This window comes from Modestobacter sp. SYSU DS0875 (genome assembly GCF_054050915.1).
In genome coordinates this window covers 1-20,302 of sequence record NZ_JBJHAH010000029.1, presented here as the reverse complement: position 1 = coordinate 20,302, position 20,302 = coordinate 1, and the positions used below count along the sequence as shown (strand labels likewise).

21 protein-coding genes are annotated in these 20,302 nt (G+C 73.9%); 5 read left to right on the top strand and 16 right to left on the bottom strand.

Annotation, left to right across the window (positions count from 1 at the left end; genetic code table 11):
* The first annotated feature begins 23 nt into the window (after nucleotides 1-23).
* Together ACI79Y_RS15825 and ACI79Y_RS15820 are read left to right on the top strand one after the other, a co-directional pair.
* Complete coding sequence (locus ACI79Y_RS15825) at nucleotides 24-1,088, top strand: ABC transporter permease (RefSeq protein ID WP_457159401.1); 1,065 nt, start codon at nucleotides 24-26, stop codon at nucleotides 1,086-1,088.
* Nucleotides 1,085-1,915, top strand: coding sequence for an ATP-binding cassette domain-containing protein (locus tag ACI79Y_RS15820; RefSeq protein WP_457159400.1), 831 nt, complete (start codon nucleotides 1,085-1,087; stop codon nucleotides 1,913-1,915). The genes ACI79Y_RS15825 and ACI79Y_RS15820 overlap by 4 nt, the downstream gene beginning before the upstream one ends.
* Nucleotides 1,916-2,132: 217 nt before the next feature.
* Here the strand turns inward: ACI79Y_RS15820 and ACI79Y_RS15815 are convergent, their stop codons facing one another.
* From ACI79Y_RS15815 to ACI79Y_RS15795, 5 genes are all read right to left on the bottom strand, one after another.
* Complete coding sequence (locus tag ACI79Y_RS15815; protein WP_457159399.1) at nucleotides 2,133-2,282, bottom strand: GPGG-motif small membrane protein; 150 nt, start codon at nucleotides 2,280-2,282, stop codon at nucleotides 2,133-2,135.
* Nucleotides 2,283-2,398: 116 nt separating this feature from the next.
* Nucleotides 2,399-2,803: a DUF3151 domain-containing protein gene (locus ACI79Y_RS15810; protein ID WP_457079817.1), complete on the bottom strand. Its 405-nt coding sequence runs from the start codon at nucleotides 2,801-2,803 to the stop codon at nucleotides 2,399-2,401.
* A 1-nt stretch (nucleotide 2,804) separates the two neighbouring features.
* Nucleotides 2,805-3,836, bottom strand: a complete 1,032-nt coding sequence (gene fbaA, locus ACI79Y_RS15805; RefSeq protein WP_457159398.1) for a class II fructose-bisphosphate aldolase — start codon at nucleotides 3,834-3,836, stop codon at nucleotides 2,805-2,807.
* Nucleotides 3,837-3,941: 105 nt separating this feature from the next.
* A complete protein-coding gene (gene pyrE, locus ACI79Y_RS15800) occupies nucleotides 3,942-4,499 on the bottom strand; it encodes an orotate phosphoribosyltransferase (RefSeq protein ID WP_457159397.1) in 558 nt (185 codons plus the stop codon).
* An 11-nt stretch (nucleotides 4,500-4,510) separates the two neighbouring features.
* A complete protein-coding gene (locus ACI79Y_RS15795) occupies nucleotides 4,511-5,251 on the bottom strand; it encodes a fasciclin domain-containing protein (protein ID WP_457159396.1) in 741 nt (246 codons plus the stop codon).
* A gap of 136 nt (nucleotides 5,252-5,387) precedes the next feature.
* Here ACI79Y_RS15795 and ACI79Y_RS15790 point away from each other — a divergent pair, with 136 nt between their 5' ends.
* Complete coding sequence (locus tag ACI79Y_RS15790) at nucleotides 5,388-5,867, top strand: hypothetical protein (protein ID WP_457159395.1); 480 nt, start codon at nucleotides 5,388-5,390, stop codon at nucleotides 5,865-5,867.
* A gap of 52 nt (nucleotides 5,868-5,919) precedes the next feature.
* On the opposite strand, the gene ACI79Y_RS15785 is transcribed toward ACI79Y_RS15790, so the two are convergent.
* From ACI79Y_RS15785 to clpB, 3 genes are all read right to left on the bottom strand, one after another.
* Entirely contained in the window at nucleotides 5,920-6,624 is a 705-nt protein-coding gene (locus tag ACI79Y_RS15785) for a hypothetical protein (protein ID WP_457159394.1), read from the bottom strand.
* A 43-nt stretch (nucleotides 6,625-6,667) separates the two neighbouring features.
* On the bottom strand, nucleotides 6,668-7,129 hold the full coding sequence (locus ACI79Y_RS15780; RefSeq protein ID WP_457159393.1) for a hypothetical protein: 462 nt from the start codon (nucleotides 7,127-7,129) through the stop codon (nucleotides 6,668-6,670).
* A gap of 186 nt (nucleotides 7,130-7,315) precedes the next feature.
* Nucleotides 7,316-9,907, bottom strand: coding sequence for an ATP-dependent chaperone ClpB (gene clpB, locus ACI79Y_RS15775; protein WP_457159392.1), 2,592 nt, complete (start codon nucleotides 9,905-9,907; stop codon nucleotides 7,316-7,318).
* Nucleotides 9,908-10,114: 207 nt separating this feature from the next.
* Between clpB and ACI79Y_RS15770 the strand changes: the two genes are divergently transcribed.
* Nucleotides 10,115-10,576 carry a MarR family winged helix-turn-helix transcriptional regulator gene (locus ACI79Y_RS15770; RefSeq protein ID WP_457159391.1) on the top strand — a complete coding sequence of 154 codons (462 nt, stop codon included), beginning with the start codon at nucleotides 10,115-10,117 and terminating at the stop codon, nucleotides 10,574-10,576.
* 216 nt (nucleotides 10,577-10,792) lie between these two features.
* Nucleotides 10,793-11,227 carry an OsmC family protein gene (locus tag ACI79Y_RS15765; RefSeq protein WP_457075015.1) on the top strand — a complete coding sequence of 145 codons (435 nt, stop codon included), beginning with the start codon at nucleotides 10,793-10,795 and terminating at the stop codon, nucleotides 11,225-11,227.
* A gap of 121 nt (nucleotides 11,228-11,348) precedes the next feature.
* Here ACI79Y_RS15765 and ACI79Y_RS15760 read toward each other — a convergent pair whose 3' ends face one another.
* The 8 genes from ACI79Y_RS15760 to ACI79Y_RS15725 form a co-directional block, all read right to left on the bottom strand.
* On the bottom strand, nucleotides 11,349-13,028 hold the full coding sequence (locus ACI79Y_RS15760; RefSeq protein ID WP_457159390.1) for an MDR family MFS transporter: 1,680 nt from the start codon (nucleotides 13,026-13,028) through the stop codon (nucleotides 11,349-11,351).
* The gene (locus tag ACI79Y_RS15755) at nucleotides 13,025-13,561 is read right to left on the bottom strand and encodes a MarR family winged helix-turn-helix transcriptional regulator (RefSeq protein ID WP_457159389.1); all 537 of its coding nucleotides are present in this window, start codon (nucleotides 13,559-13,561) and stop codon (nucleotides 13,025-13,027) included. The genes ACI79Y_RS15760 and ACI79Y_RS15755 overlap by 4 nt, the downstream gene beginning before the upstream one ends.
* A 378-nt stretch (nucleotides 13,562-13,939) precedes the next feature.
* Nucleotides 13,940-14,413 carry a MarR family winged helix-turn-helix transcriptional regulator gene (locus ACI79Y_RS15750; RefSeq protein ID WP_457159388.1) on the bottom strand — a complete coding sequence of 158 codons (474 nt, stop codon included), beginning with the start codon at nucleotides 14,411-14,413 and terminating at the stop codon, nucleotides 13,940-13,942.
* A gap of 67 nt (nucleotides 14,414-14,480) precedes the next feature.
* Nucleotides 14,481-14,897: a heat shock protein transcriptional repressor HspR gene (locus ACI79Y_RS15745; RefSeq protein ID WP_457159387.1), complete on the bottom strand. Its 417-nt coding sequence runs from the start codon at nucleotides 14,895-14,897 to the stop codon at nucleotides 14,481-14,483.
* Entirely contained in the window at nucleotides 14,894-16,135 is a 1,242-nt protein-coding gene (dnaJ, locus tag ACI79Y_RS15740) for a molecular chaperone DnaJ (protein WP_457159386.1), read from the bottom strand. Before dnaJ ends, ACI79Y_RS15745 begins: the two co-directional genes overlap by 4 nt.
* 82 nt (nucleotides 16,136-16,217) lie before the next feature.
* Nucleotides 16,218-16,991: a nucleotide exchange factor GrpE gene (gene grpE, locus ACI79Y_RS15735; protein WP_457159385.1), complete on the bottom strand. Its 774-nt coding sequence runs from the start codon at nucleotides 16,989-16,991 to the stop codon at nucleotides 16,218-16,220.
* A gap of 13 nt (nucleotides 16,992-17,004) precedes the next feature.
* Entirely contained in the window at nucleotides 17,005-18,909 is a 1,905-nt protein-coding gene (dnaK, locus tag ACI79Y_RS15730; protein ID WP_457159384.1) for a molecular chaperone DnaK, read from the bottom strand.
* A gap of 69 nt (nucleotides 18,910-18,978) precedes the next feature.
* Nucleotides 18,979-20,178, bottom strand: coding sequence for a type IV toxin-antitoxin system AbiEi family antitoxin domain-containing protein (locus ACI79Y_RS15725; protein WP_457159383.1), 1,200 nt, complete (start codon nucleotides 20,176-20,178; stop codon nucleotides 18,979-18,981).
* Nucleotides 20,179-20,302 lie beyond the last annotated feature (124 nt).

Below are 20,302 nucleotides of genomic sequence, written 5' to 3'. Positions count from 1 at the left end.
CGTCGCCCGACCGGTTCCTGCCGGTGACCCCGGACCGCCCGCTGGCGTTCGGCCCACCCGTCGAGGTGGTGCCCCGCTCGCGCGGACGCCGGGTGTTCGACCGCCTCCTCGCCCGCCCCGGGGTCAGCGCGCTGGTCGGCGTGGCGCTGCTGACCCTGTTCTTCGGCATCCAGTCCCCGGCCCTGCTCTCCTCGGGCGGCCTGGGCTCCGTGCTCGAGATCGCCGCCCCGCTGGGGATCGGCGGCGTGGCGGTCGCCCTGCTGCTGGTGGCCGGGCAGTTCGACCTGTCGATCGGCGTCGTCGCGGTGGGCACCAGCCTGCTGGCCGCCCTGCTGGTCACCGAGCTGGGGGTGGGCGTCTGGCCCGCCCTCCTGCTGTCCCTGGTCGCCGCCCTGCTGGTGGGAGCGGTCAACGGGCTGCTCGTGGTGAGCACCGGGCTGCCGAGCTTCCTGGTCACCCTGGCGACGTTCCTCATCCTGTCCGGCGCCGCGCAGGCGGTCGCCGCTGCCGTCGCCGACGCCCCCCGGGTCGGCGGCCTGCGCGGGGCCTCCGGGTGGGACTCCGCGCACGCGGTGTTCGGGTCGACCGCGCAGCTGGGGGACGGACGGTTCCCGGTCTCGGTGGTCTGGTGGCTGGCCGCCACCGTCGTCACCACCTGGCTGCTGTGGCGCACCCGGTTCGGCAACGCCGTCTTCGCCAGCGGCGGGGCGCCCCGGTCCGCCCGCGAGCTGGGGGTGCCCGTCGGGCGCACCACCGTGCTGCTGTTCCTGGGCACGGCCGCGGCGGGCTGGCTGATCGGCACCCTCGGACTGGTGCGGCTGGGTGCGGTGCAGGTGACCCCCGCGCTCGGCGCGGAGATCGAGTTCATCGTCGTCGCGGTGATCGGGGGCAACCTGCTCACCGGCGGGTACGGCTCGACCGTCGGCGCCTCGCTGGGCGCGCTGCTCTATGCCGTCGCCCGCGAGGGCATCGGTCTCTCCGGCTGGGACCCGCGGTTGTTCGAGGCCTTCCTCGGGGTGCTGCTGCTGGTCGCCCTGCTGGTCAACGGCGTGGTGCGGCGGCGGCTGCGGGCGGTGCCGCGGTCGTGAGCAGCGCATGGGAGGGGCCACCGGTGCCCGACGACCGGCCGCCCGTCGACGGCGCGGCGCCGGTGGTCGAGCTGCGCGGCGTCACGGTCCGCTTCGGCAGCGTGCCGGCGCTGTTCCGGGTCTCGCTGGCGCTGCGGCGCGGGGAGGTGACGTGCGTGCTCGGGGAGAACGGCTCGGGGAAGTCGACGCTCGTCGCCGTCCTCTCCGGCATGGAGCAGCCGGCGGAGGGCCAGGTGCTGATCGACGGCGCCCCGGTGCGGCTCCGCTCCCCGCAGCAGGCCCGCGCGCAGGGGATCGCCACCGTCTGGCAGGACCTGGCGATCGCGCCGCTGATGTCGGTGTGGCGGAACTTCTTCCTCGGCGCCGAGCCCACCCGTGGCCTGTGGCCGTTCCGCCGGCTGGACGTCGGGCGGGCCGAGGAGATCACCACGCGGGCGATGACCCGGGTCGGGGTCACCGGCCTGGACGCCGACCAGGCGGCCAGCGCACTGCAGGCCGGTGAGCGGCAGAGCCTGGCGATCGCCCGTGCCCTGCACTTCGGCGCCCGCGTGCTGGTGATCGACGAGCCGACGGCGCCGATGACGGTCGCCCAGCGCGCACTGGTGCTGCAGGCCGTCGTCGCCGCCCGGGAGGACGGGCTGGCGGTGCTCTTCGTGACGCACAGCCCGCAGTACGCGCACCTCGTGGGCGACCGGTTCCTACTGCTGGGCGGCGGCCGGGTCGCCGGCGACCTCACCCGCGACGACGTCGACGTCGACGTCCTCACCCGCCTGGTCGCCGGCGGCGACGAGCTCTCCCGCCTGACGGAGTCATTGCGCCGGGAGTGACGGAGGCGACCGAGTCGATCACCGGCGGACGGCTGGCGACATGCCGCGCGGGCCCGGCGGACGCCGACGATCGCCTTGATCTCCGCGGAGACCGACGTGCTGGGCACCCGGTCTGCCCTGCGGCGACCTCGACGTCAGCCGTGACCGCGGCCGGGCCGTACCGTCCTGGTGCCCTGAGCGAACGGCCCGGGGGTCCAGCAGGACCCCCGGGCCTCGTTCAGTTGGTGAAGACGCTCACGCCTCCCGGACCGACCAGCAGCCCGACGACGATGAGCACGACCCCCCACAGCAGCTGCTTGCGCACGATCGCGACGATCCCCGCGATGACGAGCACGACTGCCAGGATCCAGAGCAACGTTGCGAGCATCGATCCGCCCCTCTCCTCGAGGCGCCTGGTGGCGCCGACCGGAGACCGACGCTAACGAGACCTCGCGCTCCCGGCATCGGGACGGTCAAGATCCGGATGTCGCGAGGCTCCCGACGTCAGGGGACGAGCGTCGGGTCGCAGTCGCGCAGCAGCTCGGTGCAGCGCTGCTGCTCGTCGACCTCGCCGATCCGCTCGGCCGCGGCGGCGAGCACGGTGACGCAGCGCAGGAACCCGCGGTTGGGCTCGTGCGACCACGGCACCGGGCCGAAGCCCTTCCAGCCGTTGCGGCGCAGCGCGTCCAGCCCGCGGTGGTAGCCGGTGCGGGCATAGGCGTAGGCCTCGATCGTCCGGCCGGCACCCAGGGCACCCTCGGCCAGGGCCGCCCAGGCCGCGCTGGAGGTGGGGTGCGTGGCCGCGACCCCCGCCGGGTCGACGCCGCTGGCCAGCGCCTCCGTACCGGGGTCGACGGGCAGCAGGGTGGCCGGCGGCTCGCCGAGCAGGTTCCGGTGGGAGTGCGACATGTCAGGCCGCCTGCGACTGGCCGGCGGACAGGAGGTGCTCGCAGGCCTGCACGATCCGGTCGGCCATGCTCACCTCGGCGAGCTTCATGTAGGTGCGCGGGTCGTACATCTTCTTCACGCCGACCTCGCCGTCGACCTTCAGCACGCCGTCGTAGTTGCTGAACATGTGGCCGGCGATGGCCCGGGTCAGCGCGTACTGGGTGTCGGTGTCGACGTTCATCTTCACCACGCCGTAGGAGATCGCCTCACGGATGTCGGACAGGTCCGAGCCGGAGCCGCCGTGGAAGACCAGGTTGAACGGCTTGGCATCGCCGAGGCCGAACTGCTCCGCGACGACGGCCTGGCCCCGCTGCAGGACGTCGGGGCGGAGCTTGACGTTGCCCGGCTTGTACACGCCGTGCACGTTCCCGAAGGTCGCCGCCAGCAGGTAGACGCCCTTCTCCCCGAGCCCGAGCGCCTCGGCGGTGCGGACGAAGTCGCCGTCGGCGGTGTAGAGCTTCTCGTTGATCTCGTGGGCGACGCCGTCCTCCTCGCCGCCGACGACGCCGATCTCCACCTCGAGCACGATCTTGGCGGCGGCGCACTTCTCGATGAGCTCCTGGGCGATCTCCAGGTTCTCGGTCAGCTCGATCGCCGAGCCGTCCCACATGTGCGACTGGAACAGCGGTGCCTGGCCCGCGTCGACCCGGTCCTGCGAGATGGCGATGAGCGGGCGGACGTAGCTGTCGAGCTTGTCCTTGGGGCAGTGGTCGGTGTGCAGCGCGACGTTGATCGGGTAGCGCTCGGCCACCACGTGGGCGAACTCGGCCAGCGCGACGGCGCCGGTGACCATGTCCTTGACCCGGGTGCCGGAGCCGAACTCCGCGCCACCGGTGGAGAACTGGATGATCCCGTCGCTGCCGGCGTCGGCGAACCCGCGCAGCGCGGCGTTGATCGTCTCCGAGGAGGTGCAGTTGATCGCCGGGTAGGCGAAGCCGCCCTCCTTGGCCCGGCTGATCATGTCGGCGTAGACCTCGGGGGTCGCGATGGGCATGCGGTGCTCTCCTGACGTCGGGACCAGCGGCTCCTGCTCGCCGGTCAGCATCCCACTGGGCCGCGCCCGGGTGATCTCCAGGTCACACGGGCGGGCGGGACCGGATCAGCCCAGGCCGAGGTCGGCGAGCTCGAACGCCGCGCGGTACTCCAGCCCGGCCGCCTCGACCGCCGCGCGCGCCCCGCGGTCGACGACCACGGCCACCCCGACCACCTCGGCACCGGCCTCCTGCAGCGCCTCGACCGCCTGCAGCACGCTGCCACCGGTGGTGGAGGTGTCCTCCACCGCGAGCACCGTCCGGCCGGCGACGTCGGGGCCCTCGATCCGCCGCTGCAGACCGTGCGCCTTGCCCTGCTTGCGCACGACGCAGGCGTCGAGGAAGCCCTCGCCGGCCGCGGCCGCGTGCAGCATCGCGGTGGCGACCGGGTCGGCGCCCAGCGTGAGCCCACCGACGACGTCGTAGCGCAGGTCGCCGGTGAGCTGGCGCATCACCCGGCCGACGAGCGGGGCCGCCTCGTGGTGGAGCGTCACCCGGCGCAGGTCGACGTACCAGTCGGCCTCCCTACCGGAGGAGAGCGTGACCTTCCCGCGGACGACCGCGAGCTCGACGACGAGCTCCAGCAGCCGGTCGCGGTCGGGGTGGGCCGGGGCGGAGGCGTTCATGGGGTCCGACCCTACTGAGCCGGTGCGAGCACCTGGTCGATGACGTAGACGGTCGCGTTCGCCGTCTGCAGCGGCCCGCACAGCAGGGTCGCCGGTGCCGCTCCGGCCACCGTCTCCTCCGCCGCCACCGACAGCTCCGCACCACTGCCGGTGATCGTGACCTGGTCGCCGAGGAGGGTGGTGTGCTCGCCGGCCAGCTCGTCCGGTCCGAGCCGGCCCGGCAGTACGTGGTGGGTGAGCAGTGCGGTGAGCCGCGGGACGTCCGCCTGCAGCTGCGGGAGCGCGTCCGGGCCGAGCGCACCGAAGGCGGCGTCGGCCGGCGCGAGCACGGTGACCTCCTGCCGGGTGTTCAGGACGTCGACGAGGTTGGCGGTCACGACCGCCTGGGTCAGCGTGGTCAGCAGCGGGCTCTGGCTGATCGCGGTGGCCGCGGGCAGGCCGGCGCTGGCCGGCACGCTGCCCGGGCCCTCGGCCGGCAGGCCGGCGCAGGCAGGCCCCACGGGCGTACCGGTGGGCGCACCGGCCGACCCCGACGTGGTGGCCGCGGAGGTGGTGGCCGCGGAGGTGGTGGCCGCGGAGGTGGTGGCCGCGGAGGCACCCCCGGCGGCGGCCGGGCTGCCGTCGTCGCCGTCCTCGGCGCTGCAGGCGGTCGCCAGGACCAGCAGGCCGCCGACCAGGGCCGTGGCGAGGGCACCGGCCCGCGGTCGTTCGGCGGGTCGTGCGGCGGGTCGGGTCGGCCCGGTGGCCTTCACGGGTTCTCCTCTGCGGTCCTGCGGCGCGGGCCCGATCCGGTCGTCGGGAGCACTGGTCGTCGAGCATCGCATCCTGCCGACCGTCGCACCGGGAGGTCAGCGGCTCGTGGTGGTCCCGACGTGCCAGGCTGACCGGGTGAGCGCCGACCCACCGTCCCGTTCCGCAGGCACCTCCGCCGACCGCCCGCCCATGCCGGCGTCGGTCAAGGTGGCCATCGGCCTGCTGGCCGCGCTGTCGGTGCTGCTGCTCCTCAGCGGCGTGGTCACCTGGGCGGTGCGAGACACCATCGTCGACGGCTTCCTCGACGCCCAGCCGGACCTCGCCCGGTCGGAGGTGGAGCAGTTCGTGCTCATCGGTCTGGCCCGGGACGTGCTCGTCGGGCTGCTCTGCGGCGCGGCCGCCCTGTTCCTGTCCCGGCGACGGCCGTGGGCCCGCTGGGTCGGCCTGCTGGGCGTGCTGTTCCTCGGCGCGCTGACCCTGGTCTCGATGGTCACCGCCGGGGGGCTGAGCCCGTTCGCGCTGCTCCTCGTGGTGCTGTGCGCGGCGGCGGCCACCAGCCTGCTCGTCCGGACGACGACCGACTGGCTGCAGCCGGTGGCACGTCGCCAGAGCTGAGCACCGGCCGCCCGGCCGCCGCCCCGGGAGGTGCCCGGGGCGGCGCCCGGCGTCAGCGGAGCGCCCGCCGCCTGGTCTCCGACCGGTACCACTCGCTGGACTGCTTGTTGGCCAGCAGCACGATGCCGGCGACCAACAGCACCAGCTGGAACAGGCCCAGGAAGCTCAGGCCGACGCCCGCGCCCAGCAGCCCGAACAGCACGTTGATCCCGCCGAGCACGAACAGCACGATGCGCGCCCAGTTGTGGCCCTGCCAGGCGAACCAGATGACGAGCAGGAACGCCGCGATCAGCACCAGCGTGACCACGATCGTCCCGGTGACGACCGCGTCGACCTGCTCGGGGGTGAGCCCCGAGTCCTCTGCGGCCACGCGCCGGGCCTCGTCCAGGTCGGTGAAGCTGATCAGCAGGCTGATGAGGTTGATCAGCGCGCTGGCCAGGAAGGCGCCGAGGCCGAACCGGACGGTGCTGGGCCGGGGCTGCTGCTCGACCGGGGCGCCGGCGTCCCAGCCCCCGGGCGCGGCCGGGTAGCCGCCCCCCTGGCCGTAGGAGCCGTACTGCGGCTGGCCGCCCTGTCCGGGTGGCGGGCCCCAGCCACCCTGCTGGCCCTGGCCGGGCGCACCCCAGCCGCCCTGCTGGCCCTGGCCGGGCGCGCCCCAGCCACCCTGCCCCTGCTCCGGCGAGCCCTGGCCCTCCGGGCCCTGTCCGGGCGGCGGGCCCCAGCCACCCTGCTGCGGGTCCTGCGGTCCTGACGTCATGACGGCTCCTCGTGCGAGCGGTGTCGGCGCGGTGGCGCCTCGGTCACTCATGATCTTCGGCCATCCGGACGGTGTCGGCATGCTCACGCGCCCGGCGGCACGCGGGAACCCCGGCTCGGGACCGGGGCTCCCGTACGCCCACCGGGTCCGGGGCGACCCACTCCCGGCTGTCCGGGTGCAGCAGCAGGAGCACCCGTACGACGCTCCCGCCGGCGGCGAGCAGACCCGGCTCCGGGGACAGCAGGCCGGTGACCACCGTGACCACGCCAGCGGCGACGAGCACCCACCAGGCCCACCGCCGGTGCCGCTCAAAGGCCCGGACGACGACGCCCCACAGGGTGGCCAGCGCCGCCAGCCCCAGCGGCACGACGAGCGCGACCGGCGAGAAGGTCACCGCCACCAACGCCAGCGACCACGCGGCGCAGCACGCGAGCAGCGCCCGTTCCACGCGGCCGATCCGGATCACCCAGCGCGCTGCCTGCAGGGTGTGCTCCGCTGTCCCCATCGCCGGTCCTCCCGTTCGCCGCGACGCCGGTGCGCCGCGGACAGGACGGGACGGTAGGGCGGCCGGCCCACCCCGAGCGGCCGTCGTCCACAACCTGTGGACGACGGAGCCCCGCCGACGGGCCCGCCCCGTCCCGGAGCTCACCCCGAGCTCTCGCGGGGTGAGGAGGACGGGGCGGGCCCTTCCTCAGCCGCGGGTGACCGACAGCCCGGAGTCGCCCTCGGCGACGTCGGCCGGCCAGTCGACGACGACCTCGTCGCCGTCGCGGATCTCCCCGGACAGCAGCGCCCGGGCCAGCTGGTCGCCGATCGCCGACTGCACCAGCCGACGCAGCGGCCGGGCGCCGTAGACCGGGTCGAACCCGTTGAGCGCCAGCCACTCCCGCGCGGCGTCGGTGACCCGCAGGGTGAGCCGGCGCGCCGCCAGCCGGCGGGCGAGCACGCCCACCTGGATGTCGACGATGCCGGCCAGCTCCTCCGAGCCCAGCGCCCGGAACATCACCACGTCGTCGAGCCGGTTGAGGAACTCCGGCTTGAAGTGCGCCCGGACGACGTCCATCACGGCCCGGCGCCGCGCGTCCTCGGGCACCGACTGGTCGGCGATGACCTGCGACCCCAGGTTGGAGGTGAGGATCAGCAGCGTGTTGCGGAAGTCGACCGTGCGACCCTGCCCGTCGGTCAGCCGGCCGTCGTCGAGCACCTGCAGCAGCACGTCGAAGACGTCGGCGTGGGCCTTCTCCACCTCGTCGAGCAGGACGACGGTGTAGGGCCGGCGCCGGACGGCCTCGGTGAGCTGGCCACCGGCCTCGTACCCGACGTAGCCGGGCGGGGCCCCGACCAGGCGGGCCACCGAGTGCTTCTCGGAGTACTCGCTCATGTCGATGCGGACCATCGCCCGCTCGTCGTCGAAGAGGAGCTCCGCCAGCGCCTTCGCCAGCTCGGTCTTGCCGACGCCGGTGGGGCCGAGGAACAGGAACGACCCGGTGGGCCGGTCCGGGTCGGCGACGCCGGAGCGCGAGCGGCGGACGGCGTCGGCGACGGCCCGGACGGCGTCGGGCTGGCCGACGACCCGCTGGGCCAGGTCGTCCTCCATCCGCAGCAGCTTCTGGGTCTCCCCCTCCAGCAGCCGACCGGCGGGGATGCCGGTCCAGGCCTGCACGACCTCGGCGATGTCGTCGGGGCCGACCTCCTCCTTGAGCATCGACTCCCGGGCGGCCACCGACGCCTCGGCCACGGTCAGGTCGCGCTCCAGCTGGGGCATCCGGCCGTAGCGGAGCTCGGCGGCGCGCGCCAGGTCGCCGTCCCGCTCGGCCCGCTCGGCCTCCAGCCGCGCGGCCTCCAGCTCCTCCTTGGTGCGCTGGATCCGGTCGATGGCCGTCTTGTCCTGCTGCCAACGGGCGGTCAGCTCGTCCAGCTCCTGGCGCCGGTCGGCCAGCTCGCTGCGCAGCGCGGCCAGCCGCTCGACCGAGGACGGGTCGTCCTCCTTGGCCAGCGCCATCTCCTCGATCTCCATCCGGCGCACGGCGCGCTCGACCTCGTCGACCTCCACCGGACGGCTGTCGATCTCCATGCGCAGCCGGCTGGCGGCCTCGTCGACCAGGTCGATGGCCTTGTCGGGGAGGAAGCGGGCCGTGACGTAGCGGTCGGAGAGGGTGGCGGCGGCGACGATGGCGGCGTCGGTGATCCGGACGCCGTGGTGCACCTCGTACCGCTCCTTGAGGCCGCGCAGGATCCCGATGGTGTCCGGCACGCTCGGCTCGCCGACGAGCACCTGCTGGAACCGGCGCTCCAGCGCCGCGTCCTTCTCGATGTGCTCGCGGTACTCGTCGAGCGTGGTGGCGCCGACCATCCGCAGCTCACCGCGGGCGAGCATCGGCTTGATCATGTTGCCGGCGTCCATCGCGGAGTCACCGGTCGCACCGGCGCCGACGATGGTGTGCAGCTCGTCGATGAAGGTGATCACCTGCCCCTCGGCCTCGGTGATCTCCTGCAGCACGGCCTTGAGCCGCTCCTCGAACTCGCCGCGGTACTTGGCGCCGGCCACCATCGCACCCAGGTCCAGCGCCATCAGCCGCTTGCCCTTCAGGCTCTCCGGGACGTCGCCGGCGACGATCCGCTGGGCCAGGCCCTCGACGATGGCGGTCTTGCCGACGCCGGGCTCACCGATCAGCACCGGGTTGTTCTTGGTGCGCCGGGACAGCACCTGCACCACGCGGCGGATCTCGGTGTCCCGGCCGATGACCGGGTCGGTCCGCCCGTCGCGGGCCCGCTGGGTGAGGTCGACGGCGTACTTCTCCAGCGCCTGGAAGGTGCTCTCCGGGTCGGGGCTGGTGACCTTGCGGGTGCCCCGCACGGTGCGGAAGGCGGCCAGCAGGGCGTCGCGGGTCGCCCCGGCGCTGGTCAGCACCGCACCGGCCTCGCCCTCGGTGGTGGCCAGCCCCACCAGCAGGTGCTCGGTGGAGACGTACTCGTCGCCCAGGGCACTGGCCTGCTCGCCGGCGGCGTTGATCGCCCGGAGCAGCTCCCGGGACGGCGACGGCGCGGCCACCGTCGCGCCGCTGACGCTGGGCATGCGGCGCAGCGCGGCGTCGGCCTTGGCGCGGACGTCGGCGGGGTCGGCACCGGCCGCCTGCAGCAGCGGGCCGGCGATGCCGTCGGTCTGCTCGAGCAGGGCGACCAGCAGGTGCAGCGGCTCCAGGGCGGCCTGGCCGCGGTCGACCGCCAGTCGCTGTGCGGCGGCGACCGCCTCCTGCGCACGGGTGGTGAGCTTGCTCTGCATGGTCGGGTGTCGCGTCCTCTCGTGTGGAAGTCGTGCTCGCCCGGTCCAACGGACCAGGAGTTGAGTCTGTTCCACTCAACCTCGGCCGTCCAGTGACGCACCCGCTACGGCGCGGGACGTTCGCCTCTGGCGCCACTCCCACCCCGGAGGGCCACCGAGACGAGTCACACGACCGACTCCGACCCGATGGCGCCCTACTCTGTGGGCATGACGGACACCCCGTCGCCGAGCGTCGCTCTCGACGACCAGCTCTGCTTCGCCCTGTACGCGGCCTCCCGTGCGGTCACCGCGCGGTACCGGCCGATGCTCGACGAGCTGGGGGTCACCTATCCCCAGTACCTCGTCCTGATGCTGCTGTGGGAGGAGGACGGGCAGACCGTGGGTCAGCTGGGTTCCCGGCTCGCGCTGGACTCCGGCACCCTCTCGCCGCTGCTCAAGCGCCTCACCACCGCCGGCCTCGTCACCCGCCACCGGCGGGCCGACGACGAGCGCTCGGTGTCGGTGCGGCTGACCGAGAAGGGGCGCGAACTGCAGGGCCCGGCCTGCGCCATCTCCGCGGAGATGATCGACGCGCTCGCGCTGGACCAGCAGGAGTTCGACGCCCTCAAGGGCCAGCTGCGCCTGATCACCGACCGGGTCGCCGGACCGCGGGCCGACGTCCCCGCCTGATAAAGGACCCCCTCGCCCCCCGCCCCTCGCAGGCTCGGGGCGGGCCCCTGCGAGGGGGCCGACTCCCCACCGCTCGCACGCTCGCGGCGGGCCCCTGCGTGGCGGCCGGTTCCGGTGGCGGGAATCCCGCCTGCTGCGCACGGTTGTGCTCGGCAGGATCAGGTGACAGCTCCCACCGCACCCGCGCGGTGGGCACCGTCCACGCAAGGAGGCCCTGTGCCCACTCGTACCGCACGCACCGCCTGGAACGGCTCGCTGCAGGAGGGCTCCGGCCAGGTCGAGCTGAGCAGCTCGAAGGTCGGCACCTACGACGTCAGCTTCCCCAAGCGCGCCGCCGACGAGGCCGGGGGCACCACCAGCCCCGAGGAGCTCATCGCCGCGGCCCACTCCTCGTGCTTCGCGATGGCGCTGTCCAACGAGATCGGCAAGGCCGGCGGCACCACCGAGTCGCTCGAGGTGACCGCCGAGGTCACCCTCGGCCAGAAGGACGGCGCGTCGGCCATCACCGGCATCAAGCTGACCGTGCGCGGCGAGGTGGGCGGTCTCGACGCCGACGGCTTCCAGCAGGCCGCGCAGGCCGCCAAGGTCGGCTGCCCGGTGAGCAAGGCGCTGTCCGCGGTCGACATCAGCCTGGACGCCTCGCTCGTCTGAGGAAGGACCCCGTCCCCCTCACCCTTCGCAGGCTCAGGGTGAGCCTCGGGACGGGGCCGTTCCATGATGTCGCGAAGGCCCGGCTCTCGGTTGCGAGAGCCGGGCCTTCGTCGTGTGCGGGTCAGCGGCGGGCGGCGCCCGTGCCGGCGTCGGCCAGTTGCTGGTCGACCTCGGCGGTGACGTCGCCGACCGACCCACCACCCGAGGACTCGGTGCGCAGCCGCTCGTCCCCGGTGTCGGTGCGCAGCGCGACCTCCCGGATGGCCACGATCGCGGCGATGGTGACCAGCGACAGGGCGGCGGCGACGAAGAAGATCCGCCCGGTGGCGTCGCCGTAGGAGACCGCGATCAGCTCGCGGATCGGCGCCGGGGCGTCGGCGAGGTCGGCGAGCCCGACGTCACCTGACCCGGCGGCCTCCGCGGCGCCGGGGACGTTCGCCAGACCCCGCTGGATCAGGTCCCCGACGCGGGTGGAGAGCACCGCGCCCAGCACCGAGACGCCGATCGTGCCGCCCAGGCTGCGGAAGAAGGCGACCGCGGAGCTGGCCGCGCCCAGGTCGGTGGCCGCGACGGTGTTCTGCACCGCGAGCACCAGGTTCTGCATGGTCATCCCGATGCCGATGCCGAGCACCGCCAGGAAGACCCCGAGCAGGACCATGTTCGTCGCGTGGTCGATCGTCGACAGCAGCGCGAAGCCGACGGCGACCAGCAGCGAACCCGCCACCAGGAAGCGCTTCCACCGGCCGTACCGGGTGATGAGGATGCCCGACACGGTGGAGGAGACCAGCAGCCCGCCGACCATCGGGATGGTGAGCAGCCCGGCCGCCGTCGGCGAGTAGCCGCGGGAGATCTGCAGGTACTGCCCGAGGAAGACCGTCGACCCGAACATCGCCACGCCGATCGCGACGCTGGCGATGATCGCCAGGGTCGTGGTGCGGTCGCGGAACAGCCGCAGCGGCACGATCGGCTCGGTGGCGCGCAGCTCGGTGACGACGAAGGCGACGATCGCGAGGACGCCGCCGGTGAGGAACAGCGCGGTCTCCACCGACGCCCAGGCGAAGGTGTCCCCGGCCAGGGTGACCCAGATCAGCAGCGCGGAGACGCCGGCGGTGAGGAGGGCGGCACCCAGGTAGTCGATGGAGACCTCCCGCTTGGTCACCGGCAGGTGCAGGGTGCGCTGCAGCAGCACCAGGGCGGCCACGGCGAACGGGACGCCCACGTAGAAGCACCACCGCCAGCCCAGCCAGCTGGTGTCCACCAGGAGGCCGCCGATGAGCGGACCACCGACGGTGGCCACCGCCATCACACCACCCAGCAGGCCGGAGTACCGGCCGCGCTCGCGCGGGCTGATCATCGCGGCCATGGCGATCTGCACGAGCGCCTGCAGGCCGCCGAGGCCCAGGCCCTGGAGCACCCGCCAGCCGATCAGCGTGGGAACCGACTGCGCCAGGCCGGCCAGCATCGAGCCGACGATGAAGACCACGATCGCGATCTGGATCAGCAGCTTCTTGCTGAACAGGTCCGCGAGCTTGCCCCAGATCGGGGTGGACGCCGTGGAGGCCAGCAGGGTGGCGGTGACCACCCACGTGTACTGGCTCTGCGAGCCGCGCAGCTCGGTGATGATCGTCGGCAGGGCGTTGGAGACCACGGTCGAGGACAGGAAGGCGACGAACATCGCCAGCAACATCCCCGACAACGCGGAGAGCACCTGCCGGTGGGTCATCCGGCCCTGCTGCTGGACCGACGCCTCGGCGGCGGGGGCGGGACCGGCCGAGGGCCGGGTCGGGGCGGGGGTGCTCATGCGCGGGTCTCCTGAGGGTGCTGCGGTCGTGCGGTGGGGAGGGCCGGGGTCGCCGGAGCGGCGCCGCGGTGGAGCGGGGTGGGCGGGCGACCGGCCTGGTCCAGGCCATCGGCGAGCTTCTCCAGCGAACGGGTGAACTCGCGGGCCTCGTCCTCGGTCCAGTCGTCGAGGGCGCCGAGCGCCCACTGGCTGCGGACGTCGCGGGTGTGGGCGAGCGCGGCGACCCCGGCGTCGCTGAGGCTGATCAGGCTCGCCCGACCGTCCTGCGGGTCGGGTCGACGTTCGACGTACCCGGCACGCTCCAGCGCGGCGACCTGCCGGCTGGCGACCGAGACGTCGACGCCGGCGTACCCGGCGAGCGCGCTGCAGCGCTGGGGGCCGTGCTCCTCGAGCGGGGCGAGCACCGCCCAGCCGAAGGAGGGCAGGTCGCCGTAGAGGTCAGCGGCCACGCGGTGGCCCAACTGGCGTGTGGTGCGCAGCAACCGGGCCAGCCCTGCGGTCAGCCGCTGGGAGGTGTCCCGGGTGATGTGCACGCCCCGCCCCCGCCGTCTCGCTCGTCGTCCTGTGCAGACAGCAAGCATCCTGCTCTGGTTGGTTGGAGCATGCAACGTAATTGAGCTGTGAACCTGCTCTCCCGGGTGAGACACCCGGGAGCGGAGGGGCGCAGCCGTCGTCGCCCGCGGTCCGGGCCGGGCCGCCCGGGTGCCCGGCGGGTGGCCGGGGGGCGGGTGACCGGGGGCGGGTCGCCCGGGGGGCGCGTCCGCGGCGACAGCAGACCGCGGAACGGCCGTCACCGCACCGGTGACCTCGCCTCCGAGCGCCGGCCGAGCCGGTGACGGCGGGCGAGGTCACAGGGCGCCGCTACCACCTCGCCGTCGCTCAGGCCGGCGGAGGGCACCCCGGGGGCAGGGTCAGTCGGCGGTGGCCTCGGCCTCGCGGGCCTCGCCGATGCGGTTGAGCCGGCCGAGCAGCTCGGCCAGCGTGGCGACGTCGGAGGTGGCCCAGTCGGACAGGTCGGCCTCCCAGCGGGCGCGGCGGGCGTCGCGCAGCTCGCTGAGCCGGCGGTGACCCTCGGCCGAGATCGACAGCACCTGGGCGCGCCCGTCGTCGGGATCGGCGGCCCGGTCGACCAGCCCGAGGTCGACCAGTGAGGCCACCTGCCGGCTGACCGTGCTCTTGTCCAGCCCGAGCTTGGCGACGACGTCGCTCGCGCGCAGCGGCCCGGCGTCATCGAGCAGCACCAGCAGGCCGTACGCGGCGCCGTCGAGGTCGTGGTGGAGCTGGCTGCCCAAGCGCCCCTGGATGGCGCGGGAGCGCCGCAGCAACAGGGCGACCTCACGCTCCAGGTGCACGTACGCCTGGTGGGTGTCCAACTCGCTGTCCACGGTCACATCGTGTCCCACGTCCGGGGTCGACTCAACGTTCCCACCGGGACGTCACCCGGCCGTGCGCTCAGCCCTGGCCGGGCCGCCAGATGACCAGCGCCGAGCCGGTGGTGCGCGGCACCAGGTCCCGCCGGTAGGTGGCGGCGACCGCGGACTCCGCGGCGATCCGCCGGGACTCGGCGACCTGGAGCTCCTCCAGGAGCTCCCCGACCCGGGTCTGCAGCGCCTCGACCTGCGACTCCAGCTCGATGATCCGCTTGATCCCGGCCAGGTTGACGCCGTCCTCCTGGCTGAGCCGCTGCACCTCGCGCAGCAGCGCGACGTCCCGCGGGCTGTACCGGCGCCCCCCGCCCGCGGTGCGTCCCGGGCTGACCAGGCCGAGCCGGTCGTACTGGCGCAGCGTCTGGGCGTGCATGCCGGCCAGCTCGGCGGCCACCGAGATGACGAACACCGGGGCGTCCTCGGCGAAGGCGGGCCCGCTCACCGGGGGGCTCCGCGGCGCAGGGCGGCGGTGACCTCCGGCCGGGGGTCGTCGGGCAGCTCGGCGGCGAGCTTCTCGATCGCCTCACGGGCGCCGGGCGTCAGCCGCTGCGGCACCGCCACCTCGACGGTCACCAGCAGGTCGCCGGCGGAGCCCTTGCCGGGCACGCCGCGACCACGGACCCGGAAGGTACGGCCACTGGCCGTACCGGCGGGCACCTTCAGCGACACCGAACCGTCCAGCGTCGGCACGGTGAGGGTCGTGCCGAGGGCGGCCTCGGCGAAGGAGACCGGCACGGTGAGCGTGAGGTCCTGACCGGTGCGGCCGAACAGGTCGTGCCCGCTGACGTGGACGACGACGAACAGGTCGCCGGCCGGGCCGCCGCGGCGTCCGGGCGCACCCTTGCCCGCCAGTCGGATGCGCTGCCCGTCCTTGACCCCGGCGGGGATCCGGACGGTGATCGTCCGGGTCTGGTTGGTGACCCCACTGCCGGAGCAGGTCGGGCACGGGTCGTCGACCACCGAGCCGGTGCCCCGGCACTCACGGCAGGGCTCGGAGAAGGCGAACGCGCCCTGGCTGCGGCTGGTGACCCCGGCGCCGTTGCAGACCGGGCAGGTGTGCGGACTCGTGCCGGGCTTCGCGCCGCTGCCGCTGCAGGTCGGGCAGGTGCCCGGGCTCTGCATCCGCAGGGGCACGGTGACCCCGAGGACGGCCTCGTCGAAGGCGAGGGTCGCCTCCGTCTCGACGTCCTGACCGCGGGCCGGACCCGAGGCCGCCTGCTGTCGGCTCCGGGTGCCGCCACCGGGAGCGCCGCCGGTGAACAGACCACCGAAGAGGTCACCCAACCCACCGGCGCGGCCACCCGGACCGGGCCCACCCGCGCTCCCGAACAGGTCACCGAGGTCGAACGGCTGCCCAGCGCCACCCGCGCCACCCGCACCGCCCGGGAACCCCCCGGGGAAGCCCGGGCCGCCGCCGCTCCCGGGGCGGAAGCCGCCGGAGCCGAACAGCCGCCGGGCCTCGTCGTACTCGGCCCGCCGCTTGGGGTCCGACAGCACGTCGTAGGCCTCGGAGACCTCCTTGAAGCGGATCTCGGCCTGGGTGTTGCCCGGGTTCTTGTCCGGGTGCAGCTCCCGGGCCAGCTGGCGGTACGCCTTCTTGATCGCCGCCGCGTCGGCGTCCTTGGGGACGCCCAGGGCCGCGTAGTAGTCCTTCTCGATGAAGTCCCGGGTGCTGCTCATCGGGCGCCTCCTCTCTGCTCTCCTGCGGTCGGGCCGGTCCGGCGCCCGGGTCGTGGGCGCCGGGCCGGCAGTGGGTGTGCGCTCAGCGGTCGGCCGGGTCGGTGTCCGGCTGGTCGGCCTCGGCCGCCACCTCGGTCTCCGGCGCCGGGGCCTCCGCCACCGGTGCCGGGGACTCCGGCTCGGTCACGCCGACCATCGCCGTGCGCAGCACCCGGTCACCACGGCGGAAGCCCGGACGCAGCACCGTGGTGGCGGTCGGCTCGCTGACGTCCGGGGAGGTGTCGTGCAGCACCGCTTCGTGCAGCGCCGGGTCGAACGGGTCACCGGGCTTGCCGAAGGACTCCACACCCAGGCCGTCGAGCAGCCCGAGCACCCGGTCGGCGACGACCTTGAACGCGCCGGTCAGGTCGCCGTGGTCCCGCGCCCGCTCGATGTCGTCGACGATCGGGAACAGCTGCCCGGCGAACTTCTCGGCTGCCTGGTCGATCACCAGCACCCGGTCCCGGTCCACGCGACGCCGGTAGTTGGCGTACTCCGCGGTCACCCGCTGCAGGTCCTCGGTCCGCTCGGCCAGCTGGCGGGCGGTGTCCCCGCCCTGCTCCCCGCCCACGTCACCGGCCGGGACGTCGGTCTGCTCGGCGACCGGGGCCGCCCCCTCGTTCTGCTCGCTCATCTGCTCTCCCTGCGCGGCCGCGGAGCCGGCCGGCTGCTCGCCGGCCGGCTCGCGGACCGCGCCGCTGGTCGGGTCGATGCGCCGCCGATCGCGGATGACGACCCGCGGCGCCTGCTCGTCCTGCTGGCTCATGGCTCCCTCCCGAGCCCGCCGGCCCGGTTCCCCGGGCCGGCGGGCCGGCACGCAGCCGGGGTCGTCACCGCTTGTCGGTGTCCTCGTCCACGATCTCGGCGTCGACGACGTCGTCGTCGCTGGCCGAGGCGGTGGACCCGGTCGAACCGTCGGCACCCGGCTCACCGGTCGCCCCGGCGAAGCCGTCACCGGCGGCACCGGCGGCACCGGCCCCGGCACCGTCGGCCTGCGCCTGGGCGTAGAGCGCGCCACCGACCTCCTGGGAGACCCGGGCGACCTTCTCCTGGGCGGTCTTGATCGCGGCGACGTCCGAGCCACCGAGGGCGGAGCGGAGCTCGCTCAGGGCCTCACCCAGCTCGTCCTTCTTGTCGGCCGGGATCTTGTCGCCGTTCTCGGCCAGGAACTTCTCGGTCTGGTACTGCAGCGACTCGGCGAGGTTGCGGGTCTCGGCCTCGTCGCGGCGGCGCTTGTCCTCCTCGGCGTGGGCCTCGGCGTCGCGCATCATGCGCTCGATGTCGTCCTTGGGCAGGGCCGACCCGCCGGTGATCGTCATCGACTGCTCCTTGCCCGTGCCGAGGTCCTTGGCGGACACGTGCACGATGCCGTTCGCGTCGATGTCGAAGGCCACCTCGATCTGCGGGACGCCGCGGGGCGCCGGCGGCAGACCGGTCAGCTCGAACATGCCGAGCTTCTTGTTGTAGGCGGCCATCTCGCGCTCGCCCTGGAAGACCTGGATCTGCACGGACGGCTGGTTGTCGTCGGCCGTCGTGAAGATCTCGCTGCGCTTGGTCGGGATCGTGGTGTTGCGCTCGATGAGCTTGGTCATGATGCCGCCCTTGGTCTCGATGCCCAGGGACAGCGGGGTGACGTCGAGCAGCAGGACGTCCTTGACCTCACCACGGAGCACACCGGCCTGCAGGGCGGCGCCGACGGCGACGACCTCGTCGGGGTTGACGCCCTTGTTGGGCTCCTTGCCGCCGGTCAGCTCACGGACGAGCTCGGTGACGGCCGGCATGCGGGTCGAGCCACCGACGAGGACGACGTGGTCGATGTCGGCGACGGAGACCCCGGCGTCCCGGATGGCCTGGTTGAACGGGGCCTTGGTCCGGTCCAGCAGGTCCTGGGTCAGCCGCTGGAACTCCGCCCGGGTGATCGTCACGTCCAGGTGCAGCGGACCCTCGGCGCCGGCGGTGATGTAGGGCAGGTTGACGTTCGTCGACTGCGCGCCGGACAGCTCGATCTTGGCCTTCTCGGCCGCCTCGCGGAGCCGCTGCATGGCCAGCTTGTCCTTGGCCAGGTCGATGCCGGACTGGGCGTTGAACGTCTGCACCAGGTGCTTGACGATCCGCTCGTCCCAGTCGTCGCCACCGAGCTTGTTGTCACCGGCGGTGGACTTGACCTCGATGACGCCGTCGCCGATCTCCAGCAGCGAGACGTCGAAGGTGCCACCACCGAGGTCGAAGACGAGGATGGTCTGCTCGGTCTCGCCCTTGTCCAGGCCGTAGGCCAGCGCGGCCGCAGTCGGCTCGTTGACGATGCGGAGCACGTTCAGGCCGGCGATCTCACCGGCCTCCTTGGTGGCCTGGCGCTGGGCGTCCTCGAAGTACGCCGGGACGGTGATGACCGCCTCGGTGACCGGCTCGCCCAGGTAGGTCTCGGCGTCCCGCTTCAGCTTCTGCAGCACCCGCGCGCTGATCTCCTGCGGGGTGTACTGCTTGCCGTCGATGTCGCCGGTCTTCCAGGTCGTGCCGATCTCGCGCTTGACGCTGCGGATCGTGCGGTCGACGTTGGTGACCGCCTGGTTCTTCGCCGACTGACCGACCAGGACCTCGCCGTTCTTGGCGAACGCGACGACCGACGGCGTCGTCCGGGAGCCCTCTGAGTTCGCGATGACGGTGGGCTCACCGCCCTCGAGGACCGCGACGACGGAGTTGGTGGTGCCCAGGTCGATACCGACCGCTCGTGCCATGGGGGCGTCTCCTCTGTACTGGGGGGTGGTGCAGGTCCGGGAGAGAGCCGAGGGACCGGCGACGCCGGGTCACCGGCTCCGCCGGGAGCGCCTTGCGCGCGGTCCGCTCAACTTTCCTGCCCACCGTAACGGCAGGCCCCGCCCCAGTGTTCCCGGGGGGTGCCGATCCGCCCCCGGGATCAGGTGACCTGATCGTGCGTGTTCCTGGCTCACCCCCGGACCTGAGCCAGGAGCACGTGCGGTGAGCCCGGACGACAGCCGCAGCGCGTCAGGCCGGTGCGCGACGTTCGACCGGTGCCCGCACGCCCGGAACCGCCGGGGGCCGGGCAGCCGGGTCGCCAGCAGCAGCCGAACCCGCTCCGCCACGGGTGGCCAGCCGGCGCCGAGGTCCGCCTGTGCGACCCGCACGAAGCGCGCGCCGAGGTCGCGTGCGGCGTCCTCCCGGCGCTTCTCCTCCCAGAGCACCTGCGCCGGCGTCCGACCACCCCGTGGGTCCTCGTACTTCACCCGGCCGTCGAACTCGATCGCCACCGCGGCGTCGTCGTACCAGGCGTCGACCCGGGCCACGAAGCCCTGCGGCCCGTGCAGCTCGACCTGCAGCTCGGGCGCGGGGAGACCGCTGCCCAGCAGCGCCAGCCGGCCACGCGTCTCCAACGGCGACTCCGCGCGGCCGTCAGCGAGCCCCGCGGCGCGCGCGGCCCCGCCGATGCCGTACCAGTGGGTGGCGTCCAGCACCGCCGCCCGCAGCTCGGCCGCGGTGACGACGCCGGAGTGCAGGGCGGCGTCCATCGCCACGACGGCGTCCTCCAGAGCCCATTCGCGGCCGCAGTCCACCAGCGTCCGGGCCGGCCCGGTCAGCCGGAACGGTCCGTCCGCGCGGAGGTGGTGGGCCGGCAACCGGGCGCGCATGACCGTGTAGCCCCGCCCGCGACGCCACTGCTCCTCGTCGGTGAGCTGCACAAGGGACGGCAGGCCGGCCGGGACCACCAGCGACGCGAGGCGCGCGGCCGAGGCGTGGCTCACCGCCGGCCGGCCGCCCAGGCACAGCAGGACGGCGGCGCAGTCGAGCCGGTGCCGCGCCGCGTCACCCCACCGGGCGGCGTCCTGGAGGACCGCCCGCTCGACGTACACCCCGCGGCGGATCCGGTCCCACTCCCCTCTGCGCAGCGCGGACTGGACGTCGCTCGGATCGAGGCCGGCGCGACGGACGTCGGCGGCGGTGAACGCGCCCCACTGGCGGCCGGCGGCGTCACGGAGGACCGGGTGCATGCAGGTGAGCGTGGCAACGCCGGGACGTCTCCGTGGACCGCCAGCCGTCCGGCTGTGGACAACCGCCGTCCTGGCTCAGCGTGCGTGCTCCTGGCTCACGGTGGGGACTGAGCCAGGAGCACGC

Coding starts and splice junctions, on each gene's coding strand:
- ACI79Y_RS15815 (WP_457159399.1), bottom strand. CDS start 2,282: ATGCTCGCAACGTTGCTCTGGATCCTGGCAGTCGTGCTCGTCATCGCG.
- ACI79Y_RS15810 (WP_457079817.1), bottom strand. CDS start 2,803: ATGTCGCACTCCCACCGGAACCTGCTCGGCGAGCCGCCGGCCACCCTG.
- fbaA (WP_457159398.1), bottom strand. CDS start 3,836: ATGCCCATCGCGACCCCCGAGGTCTACGCCGACATGATCAGCCGGGCC.
- pyrE (WP_457159397.1), bottom strand. CDS start 4,499: ATGAACGCCTCCGCCCCGGCCCACCCCGACCGCGACCGGCTGCTGGAG.
- ACI79Y_RS15785 (WP_457159394.1), bottom strand. CDS start 6,624: ATGACGTCAGGACCGCAGGACCCGCAGCAGGGTGGCTGGGGCCCGCCG.
- ACI79Y_RS15780 (WP_457159393.1), bottom strand. CDS start 7,129: ATGGGGACAGCGGAGCACACCCTGCAGGCAGCGCGCTGGGTGATCCGG.
- clpB (WP_457159392.1), bottom strand. CDS start 9,907: ATGCAGAGCAAGCTCACCACCCGTGCGCAGGAGGCGGTCGCCGCCGCA.
- ACI79Y_RS15770 (WP_457159391.1), top strand. CDS start 10,115: ATGACGGACACCCCGTCGCCGAGCGTCGCTCTCGACGACCAGCTCTGC.
- ACI79Y_RS15760 (WP_457159390.1), bottom strand. CDS start 13,028: ATGAGCACCCCCGCCCCGACCCGGCCCTCGGCCGGTCCCGCCCCCGCC.
- dnaJ (WP_457159386.1), bottom strand. CDS start 16,135: ATGAGCAGCACCCGGGACTTCATCGAGAAGGACTACTACGCGGCCCTG.
- dnaK (WP_457159384.1), bottom strand. CDS start 18,909: ATGGCACGAGCGGTCGGTATCGACCTGGGCACCACCAACTCCGTCGTC.
- ACI79Y_RS15725 (WP_457159383.1), bottom strand. CDS start 20,178: ATGCACCCGGTCCTCCGTGACGCCGCCGGCCGCCAGTGGGGCGCGTTC.